Origin of the sequence: Micromonospora sp. NPDC049523 (assembly GCF_040676775.1) — a bacterium.
Taxonomy (GTDB): domain Bacteria; phylum Actinomycetota; class Actinomycetes; order Mycobacteriales; family Micromonosporaceae; genus Micromonospora_G.
This window is the reverse complement of record NZ_JBFAPP010000042.1, coordinates 22,054-33,539: the sequence shown is the minus strand read 5'-3', so window position 1 is coordinate 33,539 and position 11,486 is coordinate 22,054. Positions and strand designations below refer to the sequence as shown.

Here is an 11,486-nt window from a genome sequence, read left to right as displayed (position 1 = left end):
AGCCGCGTCATCACCTGCTCCGGCTACATGCGCGACCAGGTCAACAACCTCTTCAACCTCCCCACCACCCACATCGACGTCGTACCCAACGGCGTCGACGACCGGGCCTGGCACGCCAAGCCGAGGGCGGTCGCCTCGGCCAGGGCCAAGTTCGCCGGGGAGGGACCGCTGATCGCCTTCGCCGGCCGGCTGGTCTACGAAAAGGGCGTCCAGCACCTGGTGCACGCCATCCCCCGACTACGCGACCGGCACCCCGGACTGCGCCTGGTCATCGCGGGCGACGGGCCGTACCGCAGCGAGTTGCAGCACGAGGCGGACCGGCTCCGGCTCGACCAGACGGTCAACTTCCTCGGCTTCATGAACGAGAGCCAACTGCCGGCGGTGCTCGGTGCCACCGACGCGACCGTGGTGCCCAGCCTCTACGAGCCGTTCGGCATGGTCGCGCTGGAGGCCGCGGCGGCCGGCGCCCCGCTCGCCGTCGCCGCCACCGGCGGGCTCGCCGAGATCGTCGAACAGGGCGTCACCGGGGTGACCTTCCCGCACAGCGACCCGGAGGCACTGGCCGGTGCCGTCGACACGCTGCTCGCCGACGGGGTCTTCGCCCGCCGGGTGGCGCGGCGGGCCAGGACCATGGTCAGCGAACGGTACGGCTGGTCGGCGATCGCGGCCCGTACCGCGGCCACCTACACCAGCGCCGTACGCGAGGCCGGTGCCGCCGGCAACCGGCTGACCGCCGGGCGCCCACAGCGGATGGTGGTGCCGGAGGGCAACCTGCTCGCGCTCGACTCCGCCGCCTGCTGACCCTGACCCCGACCACACCCCTTCCCACCAGCGACAATCCCCCGACGGACGGCCGGTTCACTGATCCGGAGGATGTCCAACCACCCCACGGCTGGCTATCGTTTACGGCGGGTGGCGGATGGGGGATCGTGACGTGCAGCAGGTGCTTATCGCTGGGCGCTACCGCCTGCTGCACACCGTCGGGCGGGGCGGCATGGGCCGGGTCTGGCTCGCCCGCGACGAGATGCTGCACCGGGACGTGGCGGTCAAGGAGATCGTGCCTCCCGAGTGGATGACCGAGGCCGAACGCGACGACCTGCGGCAACGTACGCTGCGGGAGGCGCGTACGGCCGCCCGGTTGAACCACCCCAACGTGGTACGCGTCTACGACGTCATCCACACCGGCGACACCCCCTGGATCGTGATGGAGTACGTACCGTCCCGCTCCGTACAGGAGGTGCTGCAGACCGACGGTCCACTCTCCCCGCTGCGTACCGCCCAGATCGGCCGGGAGGTGCTGGCCGCGTTGCGTGCCGCGCACCAGGCCGGGGTGCTGCACCGCGACGTCAAACCACACAACGTGCTCATCTCCGACGAGGGCCGGGTGGTGCTCACCGACTTCGGACTGGCCACGGTCGACGGTGGTGACGGCGCGATGACCCGGGCCGGCATCGTGCTCGGCTCCCCGCAGTACGTCGCGCCGGAACGCGCCGCCGAGGGCACCTCCAGTATCGAGGCGGATCTCTGGTCCCTCGGCGCCACCCTCTACGCCGCGGTGGAGGGACGTTCGCCATACGCCCGGTCGACCGCGATGGCGACGCTGACCGCGCTGGCGGTGGCGCCACCGGACCGGACCCGGCTGGCCGGTCCGCTGCGCCCGGTGCTGAACGGCCTGCTCCGCCGCGACCCCAGGCAACGGCTCAGCGCGTCGGAGGTCGACCGCCTGCTGCGCCGGATCACCGACGACGACCCGAAGTCGCTGCGGCACACCTTCACCCGGCCACGGCGGCCCGAACCGGCGCCCGCGCCGGCACCCGTACCGCCGGTGGACGCGCCGACCCCGGCCGGGAGCGCCACCAGCGTCGCGTTCGCCGCCCCGCCCGGCGTACCGCGCCGGATCGGCTGGCGGGCCGGGACCGCGGTCGCGGTCGGCCTGGTCCTGCTCGCCGCGGTGGGCACCGCCCTGACCGTACGGGCGCAGCGGGACGCGGACCGGGCCGGCGCCGCGACGGCGGGTACGGACCCGACACCCCGGCCCTCGGCACCACCACCAGCACCAGCACCGGCACCGGCGTTCCCGTGCTCCGCACGCTCCGACGCCGCCACCCGGGTCGTCGAGTCCCCGCCACCGGCCGGTGAACGGTACGCGCTGGTGTCGGGTTGGACCTGGTACAGCGACCCGACCGGGTTCCGGATCGCCGCCCCGATCGGCTGGCGGGTCTTCACCGACGGGCCGGTGGTCTGCTTCCAGGAGGCGGACGGCCTGCGGGTGCTCAGTGTGGACCCGTCCACCGACCCGACACCGGACGCGCAGGCGTACTGGCGGGCGGAGGAGGAACGACTCACCGACCGGGGTGCGCTGCCCGGCTACAGCCTGGTCACCATCGGCCCGCTGGACCTGCACGAGGGCGGCGCCGAGTGGGAGTGCCGCTGGACCAACGCGGCCGGCAAGCCGGTCCACACCAACCGGATGCTGTTCCACACCTCCGCGACGCGGGCGTACACGATCGCCTGGCTGACACCGGAGTTCGACTGGCAGGTCAACCGGGTCTACCTGCCGATGCTGCGGTTCAGCTTCCGGCCGGCCCGATAGCCGGTTTCGGCCCCACCGGTCAAGTCGGACCGGGCCCGGGTCGCCATCCCGACGCGTCTCCGGAATGGAGGGTCCCGGTGATTGCCTGGGGGCGTCGCGTTTGGCAGAGTGATCGCGCTACGTGGGGTGATCCTGGGGAGGACGCACAACATGATGGGACCGTCCCATGCACTGTCCGGCGCTGCCGTCTGGCTCGCCGGTTCCTGGGGGTTGTACCAGTTCGCCGGCTACGAGCAGTCGCCGCTGGCGATCGCGGTCGGTACTGCGGTCTGTGCCGGCGGGGCGCTCTTCCCCGACCTCGACATGTCCGGCAAGGTCACCCGCAACCAGGGCGGCGCGACCGTGGCCCGTACCTTCGGGGTGGTGTCGCTCTTCTTCGCCGAGGTGATGGAGAAGATCTCACTCGGCGTCTACCACGCGACGAAGCTGAGCAAGGACCCGGATCGCAAGAACGGGCACCGTACGCTGACCCACACCCTGCCCTTCACCTTCTTGATCGGCTGGGGCACCACCGCCCTGTGCACGGCGTACGGCAAGTGGGCGGTCATCGGGATCCTGTTCTTCATGATCGGGCTGGCGCTGCGCGGCCTGTTCGACGAGTGGGCCAAGAAGGCCGGCTGGGTGATCGTGACGCTGGTGTCGGCGGGGGCGGCGTACTTCACCTTCCTGCACCTGCCCGGTGACCGTGGTTATCCCATGCTCGGGTTGGCGGTCGGCGTCGGCTGTTTCGTGCACATCATGGGCGACTTCATCACCAGCGCGGGCGTACCGATCCTCTGGCCGATCCCGATCAAGCGTCGGATGTGGTGGATGATCGGCCTCCCGAACAAGATCGCGGTGGAGGTCGGCGGCAAGGTCGAGACGAAGGTGCTGCGGATCGCGTTCACCGTGGTGTCGCTGTTGGCCGCGGCGGGTCTGGTGGCACCGGGGGTGCTGTCCCGGTTCAACATCGAGATCTGACCCGGCTGGTTCGGGCACGGCAACACCGACGGGCGGTCCTGATCGGACCGCCCGTGACGCTTGCGCTCAGACCGCGACCCGCTGGGCCGGCACCGGTACGGTCAGCCCCCAGTGCGCCATCAGTTCGGGTGAGTCCACCCTGCTTCCGTCGGCGATCGCGTCGCAGGCGATGTCGACGATCTGGTGCTTGTGTGCGAGTAGGTACGGCCGGGCGCCGACGTCGGCGTTCGCCAGCGTGGCGATCCCGGCCCAGTGTCGCCGGCCGAACAGCATCGGGTAGCCGCGCAGCCCGCTGTAGGTGGCACAGACCAGCACGTCCGGGTACGGCAACGCGGTCACCCGGCGGATCGCGGCACTGGTCAGGCCGGGCATGTCCACCGGCACCACCACCACGGCCTCGATGTCCGGGTCACCGAGGGCGTCCAGCCCCATCCGCATGGAGGAGCCGATCCCGGTCCCCCACGACCGGTTCACCACGACCGTCGCCTCGGACAGGTCGGCGGTTGCCCGTACCTGCTCGGCGGCGGCCCCGAGTACGACCACGACGGGATCGCAGCCGGCGTCCCGCACGCTGTCGAACACCTGATTCACCAGTGGCCGCTCACCCTGGTGCAGCAACGCCTCCGGGCCACCGATCCGGCGTCCCCCGCCCGCGGCGATGATCATTCCTGCGATCCGACTCAGCTGCGTCACCTTCCACGCCGGCGTACGACGGCGTCGTACGCACACCGGGCCCAACGACCCGAGTCAGGCGAAGGTATCGGCACCAAAAGGGCAAATTCGGAACTACGCCGCGTCAGCGTAGCAATCAACCACGGATACGTCGACCGGGAAGCGGACCGGGGTGGCCCCGAAGAGCAACTGCCCGGCCCGGTCCGACGCCGACCGGACCAGTTCGACCACCTCGGCCGCCTGCTCCTCGGGGCAGTGCACCAGCACCTCGTCGTGCTGGAAGAAGACCAGTTGGGCGGCGGTGCCGGCGAGCGCCCCGCGCAGGATGGCGAGCAGGGTGAGCGCCCACTCGGCGGCGGTCGCCTGGATGACGAAGTTGCGGGTGAACCGGCCCCGGGAACGGGCGAGCGCACGGGCCCGAGGGCCGAACGGGTCGACCTCGGCGCGCACCTCGAAGTCCGTACCCTCACCGTCCTCGCGCAGACCGACGGACGACGGCGGGCAGGTCCGGCCGAGCCATGACCGCACCAACCCACCCGCCTCCCCGGTACGGGCGGCGCTCTCCACGTATTCGAAGGCGGTCGGGTAACTGCGCCGCAGCACGGCCAGCGCCGGGATCGCGGAACCACCGGTCTGGCCGTACATGGCGCCGAGCAGGGCCAGCTTCGCCTTGGCCCGGTCACCGTCGAACGAGTCCCGGGCCAGGGCGGCGTAGAGGTCACCCGCGCCACCGGCGGCGGCCAGCCGGGCGTCACCGGAGACCGCGGCCAGCACCCGAGGCTCCAACTGGCCGGCGTCGGCGACCACGAAGCGCCAGCCCGGATCGGACCGTACGGCCCGCCGGACCACCTTGGGGATCTGCAACGCTCCCCCACCACGGGTGGCCCAACGGCCGGAGACCACGCCGGCCGGCACGTATTCCGGGCGGAACCGCCCGTCGTGCACCCAGGTGTCCCGCCAGGCCCAGCCGTGCGCGGTCCAGATCCGGTACAGCTCCTTGTACTCCAGCAGCAGCGGCACGGCCGGATGGTCGACCCCGCGCAGCACCCAGGCCCTGGTGCTGGGCAGCTCTATCCCGGCGCGGGCGAAGGCACGCAGCACCTCGGCCGGCGACTCGGCGTGCAGTTGCCGGACCCCGAACGCCGCCGCGATCCCGGCGGACAGCTCGACCAGCCGGCGCGGCGGCCCGACCGGCGACGGCTCGCCGAGCAGCTCGTGCAGCAGTTCGTCATGTACGTCGCCGCGCCACGGCAGCCCGTCGGCGGCCATCTCGACCGCGATCAGTGCCCCGGCGGACTCGGCCGCGACCAGCAGGCGGAACCGGCCCGGGTCGGTGGTCGCCTCGATCCGTGCGTGCTGGTCGGCGTAGACCGCGACCAGCGCGGCCAGACCCATCGCCGGGGCCTCGGAGACCGGCTCGAAGAGCGCGGCCTGTGCGTTGCCCGGCGGGGTGGCGGCGCGCGGGGCCGGGTCGGCCGGCACCGGTGTCCCGGACAGCCGGGCCCAGGCAGCGGCGAGCGAGCGCGGCTCGCCCCACCGGCCGGCATGGCCGAGCAGCAGCGCCTCGGTCAGCTCCACGTCGTGGCAGCGGTCGACGCGTACGCCGGCCCGCCGCAGGGGCGAATAGCTCGGGGCGGTGGCGGGCCAGATCCAGCGCGGCCGGTCCCGCGCCTCCCGCTCGGCGATCGCGGCGACCAGGTCTGTCACCGCCTCGGCCGCCCCGGCCGGGCGGCCGTCCGGATGCAGCGGCTGCCACTCGCCCCCGCCGCCCTCGTCGGGCATCACCGCCACCAGCACGGTGGCGATTCTGCCCGGCCCCTCCGACATGTTCGCTCGGGTGGGCCGGGCAGTGCGACGCGGATTACCGGTGCGGCGGTCGGTCCGGTGGGACTACTTGCCTGCTCCGGCGGTCAGGCCGGACTGGATCTGGCGCTGGAAGATCGCGTACACGATGATCATCGGGAGGATCGCGATGGTGAGCGCCGCGAACAGGCCGGACCAGTCCGCCTCGTACCCGGCGTTGACCGAGATGTCGGCGATGCCCTGGGTGAGCACCCACTTGTCCTTGGCACTGGAGACCAGCACCAGCGGTAGCTGGTACTGCGCCCACTGGCCGATGATGTTGAAGATCGTCACGCTGATCATGCCGGGTTTCGCCATCGGCAGCATGACCTGGAAGAACAACCGGGTGTGCGACGCGCCGTCGATCATCGCCGCCTCGGCCACCGAGTTCGGCAGCGTACGGAAGAAGGCGACCAGGAAGAAGACGGTGAACGGCAGCGAGTACGCGGTGTAGACCAGCACCAGACCGGTGTACGTGTCCAGCAGTCCCAGGTTGCGCACCACGAAGAAGAGCGGCACCAGGGCCAGGAAGACCGGGAACGCCAATCCGGAGACGAACAGGTAGTAGATGAACCGGTTGCCCCAGAACTTGTACCTGGCCAGCACGTACGCGGCCATCGAACCGAGCAGCATGGTCAGGAAGGTGGCGCAGCTGACCACGAGGACGCTGTTGAGGAAGTAGCGGCCGACGTGTGCCTTGGTCCAGGCCCGCCCCCAGTTCTCCCAGCGCAGTTCCGCCGGCAGGGTCCAGGGGCTGCTGAAGATCTCCGTGGTGTTCTTGAACGAGGCGAGGAAGACCCAGATGATCGGCACCACGACGATCACTGCCCAGAAGAACAGCGCCAGATGGCCGACGCCGTTGAGCAGACTCACCTCGCCCCGGTCGGCGCGCTTGCCGCGTCGGGGTTCCTCCACCGGCGGGAGGGGTCGGGGGCCGGGACCGTCCGGCGGGTCGATCCTGGTCGTGGTCAGCTGTGTACCCATCAGTACTCGACGCTTTCCCGCTTGGTTACCCGCAGCGTGAACACTGCGAAGGTGATGGTCAGGAAGAACAGCGCCACACCCATCGCCGAGGCGTACCCGTACTTGGAGTAGGTGAAGGCGTTGCGGTAGATCTCCAGCGCCAGGACGGTGGTCGCCCCGTCCGGACCGCCGTTGTCGACCGAGAGCACCGCCACCACCGCGAACGCGTCGAACGCGGCGATGCCCAGGTAGACCCAGGCGACCTGGAGGGTGTCCCAGAGCAACGGCAGGGTCACCCGGAAGAAGAGCGTGATCCGGCTGGCCCCGTCCATCTCGGCGGCCTCGTAGATCTCACCCGGGATCGAGGCGATGCCGGCCGAGAAGAGCACCACGTAGAAGCCGACCGCCTGCCAGACCAGCACGCCCAGGATCGACCAGAGCGCGATGTTCGGGTTGACCAGGAACAGGATCGGATCCAGGCCGATCTTCATCAACACGCCGTTGATCAGGCCGGACTCGTTCGGCCGGTAGACCGTCTGGAACAGCACCGCGATGATCGCCACGGCGAGGACCTGGGGAAAGAAGAACACCACCCGGTAGAACCCCGAGCCCCAGACCCCCGTCCGCTTACCCCCGCTGCTCTTGCCCGCCACGTTGAGCATGAACGAGAAGAACAGGGCGATGGCGATGGTGATCAGCGGCAGGGCGATCAGCAGTACCAGGTGATGCTGGATCGCCTGCCAGAAGCGGTGGTCCTCGACCAACTGTCGATAGTTGTCGAAGCCCACCCACTTCGGGGCGGACAATCCCCTCCAGTTGGTCATCGAGATCTGGAACGCCTGGGCGTACGGGGCGATCACGAAGACCGAGTACAACAGCACCGGAGCGGCCAGGAAGCCGATCACGAATGGATACTTGCCGTGCCGCATGACCTACGCTCCGATCAGCGCTTGAACTTGGTGACGGACGAGTCCTTCTTGATCGCGTCCGCCTTCTTCTGGATCCGCTCGCAGTACGCGTCGGCCTTGATCCGACCGAACATCAGCTCGTTGGTCGCGGTACGGGCCTCGGTGTCGAGCTCCTTGTACCAGCCGTCGAAGAAGAGGTTCACCACGTTCTGACCGGCGGCGGCGAGCGCGGCCTGCGAGCTGGCCACACCGGGCGGGAACGCGTAGCCGGTCGAGCCGGCGGTCACGACCGTAGCGGACTTGACCACCTCGGTGAAGCCCTTGGCACCGGCGGTGGAGAGCATCTGGCGCATGTACTCCATCGCGCCGCGCGGGTTCGCGCTCTTGGCCGAGACGAAGTAGCCCTCGGCCGCGGTGGCCCGTACGGTGCCGGCCGGCAGCTTGTCCGACGCGGTCAGGCTCGGCAGCGTCATCATCTGGTACTCGAAACCGGGCGGGGTGTCCTTGGCCTGCTCGTTCTCCAGCCAGTCACCGCTGGGGTAGAAGCCGACCTTGTACTGGTTCTGGAGCAGCTGCACGTCGGTGTGCTTGAGCCCCTCGAAGCTCTTGTCCAGGTACTTGGCGCCGATCTCGGCCCACGCGGCGGCGGCCTGCTTGACCGGCTCGGCGGTCCAGGCACCGTCCTCGAGGTTGTCGATGTTCTTCAGTACGTCCGGTCCGCCGATCTTCGCGGCGTGGGTGAGGATCACGTTCCAGACGTAGTACGGCGCGTTCGCACCGGCGTAGCCGAACGGGGTGATGCCCTTGGCCTTGATCTTGTCGAGCAGCGCGGTGAACTCCTCCCAGGTCTTGGCGGGAGCCCAACCGTTTTCCTTGAACAGCTTGCCGGAGTACCAGAGGCCGAACACGGTGGAGACGTAGTTGAGCACGTACGGCTTGCCGTTGAACGTACCGACGTCGACGGTGCCGGGGACGACGGTGTCCCGTACCTTCTTCGACGGGTCGTCCACCGACGGGGCGTCCCACAGCTCGGTCAGGTCCTGGAGCTGACCGTCGGCGACCAGGGCGCCGAAGTCCAGCGACTTCTCACCGGAGTTGTTGACGAACTCCGGCGGGTTGCCGGCGGCGAACCGGGGCTGGAGCACGGTGGAGATGGCCTGGCTGGCCTCGTGCTTGATGGTCGCCTTCGGGAACTTCGCCTTGTAGAGCGGCTCGTGCACGTCGGTGGCGTACTTGTCGCCGTAGCCACCGTTGAAGATGACCACCTCGAGCTGGGCGTCCTCCTTGACGCCGAACGGGTTCTCGGCGCTCTTGGTGCCCTCGCTCTGCTCCTGCGTCTCGTCGTCACCGCTGGTGGCGCAGGCGCTGAGCAGACCGGCCGCCGGCACGGCGAGCAGGCCGGCCGCGGCCGCCCGCTGCAGGACGATGCGGCGGCTGAGATCCGACGGCTTGTCGGGGGTTACGGACATCTTCGTCTCCTCGGTTAGGTTTCGTCGTCGCCACAAAATGTCAGGGTCAGGCGGTACGTCGGATACGCCCGGCATACCGCGACTCCAGGGCGGTGTTGTGCTCGTCCCCGCCGGGGACGTTCGCGGATCGGTAAATTGGGGGTACCTCTCCCACGACGTGGAACCGTCGCACGACCTCCGCGGTCAGCAGCTGCGCCAGCAGCGCGGTGGTGACCGAGGAGACCGCACAGACCGCGCCGCCGCCGTCCAGCGGCAGCAGTGCGTCACCGTACGGCGCGCCATTGTCCAGCACGACGTCGGCAATGTCGGCGAGCCGTTGACCGGACGGGTGCCGTGGTGCGACCCGTGCCGTGTGCTCGACCGAGGTGACCGCGATCAGGTCGTGACCGCGTTCTTTCACCAGCCTCGCCAGCTCGACGACCGAGCCGTTGATGCCGGACTGGGACGCCACCACGAACACGTCACGCGGCTGGGGTGCCGCGAGCGCGTAGATCTGGTGGGCGATTTTGGGGTCGCGTTCGAGTTTGGGGTCGCCGAGTACGTCCGGCGACGCGTCGCCGTACAGCACCAGGTCCCAGAGCGAAAGCTGGTTGGTCGGGACCAGTCCGCCGGCGCGGGCGACCAGTTCGGCCGCGAACGCCTCGGAGTGGCCGGCGCCGAACGCCTGGAGCACGCCGTCGCCACGCAGGCTGTCGGCGATCAGGTCGGCCGCCCGGCCCACCCCGTCGACCTGCGTGTCCAGCAGCCGGTCGAGCACCGGGCGGACCGCGTCGGCGTACCCCTGCATGCTGATCATTTGTTCGCCCCGATCCGTACGGTGGGGTGGCCCTGGTCGCTCATCCCCGTACCTCCTTCGCCGCCTTGTGCCCGCCGACGGCCCGCGCGGTCCGCTGGAACGCCGAGTGGGCACGGTCGTGGGTCCGCTGGGCGACCGCGATGTAGAGCAGGTCGAGAACGACCAGTTGCGGATGCCGGGCGGAGAGCGCGTCCGGGCGGAAGGTGGTGGCCTGGCTGGCGGTGAGCAGCACGATGTCGGCCAACTCCGCCAGGGGCGAACGGGGAAAGCTGGTCAGCGCGACGGTGGTGGCGCCGTGGCTGCCCGCCTCGGCCAGCATCTCGATCGTCTCGCGGGTCTCGCCGGTGTGCGAGATGCCGAGCGCCACGTCGCCGTCGCGCAGCAGGGCGGCGCTGGCCAGCCCCTCGTGGACGTCGTGCCAGGACCAGGCGGGTACGCCGATGCGGTGCAGGCTGAACTGCATCTCGGCGCCGACCAGGGCGCTGCCGCTGGCGCCGAAGATGTTGACCCGGGTGGCGGCGGCGATCGCCTCCGCGGCCCGTTCGACCTCCCGCAGGTCGAGCAGCGTCGCGGTGTCGTGCATGGCCTGGGTGTCCGCGGCCATGATCTGGCCGAGCACCCGCTCCAGCGGGTCACCGGGCTGGATCTCCCGGCCGATGTCGACCGTCCAGCCGGCCGAGCGTGCCCGCCCGGTCTCCGCGGCGATGCCCAGCCGCAGGTCGGCGTAGCCTTCGAAGCCCATCGCCCGGCAGAACCGGGTGACCGTGGCCGGTGAGGTGCCGCTGCGTTCGGCCAGTTCGACGATGGTGGCGCGGGCGGCGGCCTCCGGGTCGGCGAGCACCTGTTCGGCGACGCGTTGCAGGGCGCCGGTGAATTCCGGCAGCCGGGCGCGCACCCGGACCAGGACGCTGTCGCTCGGGGAGAGTCCGGCGGCTAGTCGCCGGTCGAACGCCTCAGCGTCGACCACCGCGGTTCGCGCGGCGGTGTCCACCTCGTGATCGACCATGTGAACGCCTTCCGGAAAGAGTGTTAACTGTTAGTGGTAAAAGTTCTTACTAAGACCCCCTCCGTGTCAAGACTGTGGGCGAAGTTTTCAAACCGTTACCTGCCCCGCCGGGTCCTCGGGCGACTCGAAACCCATCCCCGACACGCCCTCTGACCAGCACAAACATGGCCGGCTGCGACCCTGTCCGGCAGTGATCGGTCCCGATCGGCTCCCGGTGGCCTCCCGATCGTCGCCACGGCGGCGAGCACGCCGCCGAGGGGGTCGACCTGTGAACGGC

At 70.1% G+C, this 11,486-nt stretch carries 10 protein-coding genes; 3 read left to right on the top strand and 7 right to left on the bottom strand.

Annotated elements, in window-relative coordinates; genetic code table 11:
• The 3 genes from AB0J90_RS34850 to AB0J90_RS34840 all read left to right on the top strand — a co-directional run.
• Positions 1 to 801: glycosyltransferase family 4 protein (locus tag AB0J90_RS34850; RefSeq protein ID WP_363603356.1), on the top strand; the 801-nt coding region annotated here is incomplete at its 5' end.
• 133 nt (positions 802 to 934) lie between these two features.
• On the top strand, positions 935 to 2,593 hold the full coding sequence (locus AB0J90_RS34845) for a serine/threonine-protein kinase (protein WP_363603355.1): 1,659 nt from the start codon (positions 935 to 937) through the stop codon (positions 2,591 to 2,593).
• A gap of 150 nt (positions 2,594 to 2,743) precedes the next feature.
• The gene (locus tag AB0J90_RS34840) at positions 2,744 to 3,553 is read left to right on the top strand and encodes a metal-dependent hydrolase (protein ID WP_326557082.1); all 810 of its coding nucleotides are present in this window, start codon (positions 2,744 to 2,746) and stop codon (positions 3,551 to 3,553) included.
• Between the two features lie 66 nt (positions 3,554 to 3,619).
• Here the strand turns inward: AB0J90_RS34840 and AB0J90_RS34835 are convergent, their stop codons facing one another.
• The 7 genes from AB0J90_RS34835 to AB0J90_RS34805 form a co-directional block, all read right to left on the bottom strand.
• Entirely contained in the window at positions 3,620 to 4,219 is a 600-nt protein-coding gene (locus AB0J90_RS34835; protein ID WP_363603354.1) for an NTP transferase domain-containing protein, read from the bottom strand.
• 120 nt (positions 4,220 to 4,339) lie between these two features.
• Positions 4,340 to 6,052, bottom strand: coding sequence for a bifunctional 3'-5' exonuclease/DNA polymerase (locus tag AB0J90_RS34830; protein WP_363603353.1), 1,713 nt, complete (start codon positions 6,050 to 6,052; stop codon positions 4,340 to 4,342).
• A 63-nt stretch (positions 6,053 to 6,115) separates the two neighbouring features.
• Positions 6,116 to 7,039 (bottom strand): carbohydrate ABC transporter permease, encoded by a 924-nt coding sequence (locus AB0J90_RS34825; protein WP_363603357.1) that lies wholly within the window; start codon positions 7,037 to 7,039, stop codon positions 6,116 to 6,118.
• An 11-nt stretch (positions 7,040 to 7,050) separates the two neighbouring features.
• Positions 7,051 to 7,959, bottom strand: coding sequence for a sugar ABC transporter permease (locus AB0J90_RS34820; RefSeq protein WP_363603352.1), 909 nt, complete (start codon positions 7,957 to 7,959; stop codon positions 7,051 to 7,053).
• Positions 7,960 to 7,973: 14 nt separating this feature from the next.
• The gene (gene ngcE / locus AB0J90_RS34815; RefSeq protein ID WP_363603351.1) at positions 7,974 to 9,407 is read right to left on the bottom strand and encodes an N-acetylglucosamine/diacetylchitobiose ABC transporter substrate-binding protein; all 1,434 of its coding nucleotides are present in this window, start codon (positions 9,405 to 9,407) and stop codon (positions 7,974 to 7,976) included.
• Between the two features lie 46 nt (positions 9,408 to 9,453).
• On the bottom strand, positions 9,454 to 10,203 hold the full coding sequence (locus AB0J90_RS34810) for an SIS domain-containing protein (protein WP_363603350.1): 750 nt from the start codon (positions 10,201 to 10,203) through the stop codon (positions 9,454 to 9,456).
• A 40-nt stretch (positions 10,204 to 10,243) separates the two neighbouring features.
• Positions 10,244 to 11,209 carry a MurR/RpiR family transcriptional regulator gene (locus tag AB0J90_RS34805; RefSeq protein ID WP_363603349.1) on the bottom strand — a complete coding sequence of 322 codons (966 nt, stop codon included), beginning with the start codon at positions 11,207 to 11,209 and terminating at the stop codon, positions 10,244 to 10,246.
• Positions 11,210 to 11,486: the final 277 nt, after the last annotated feature.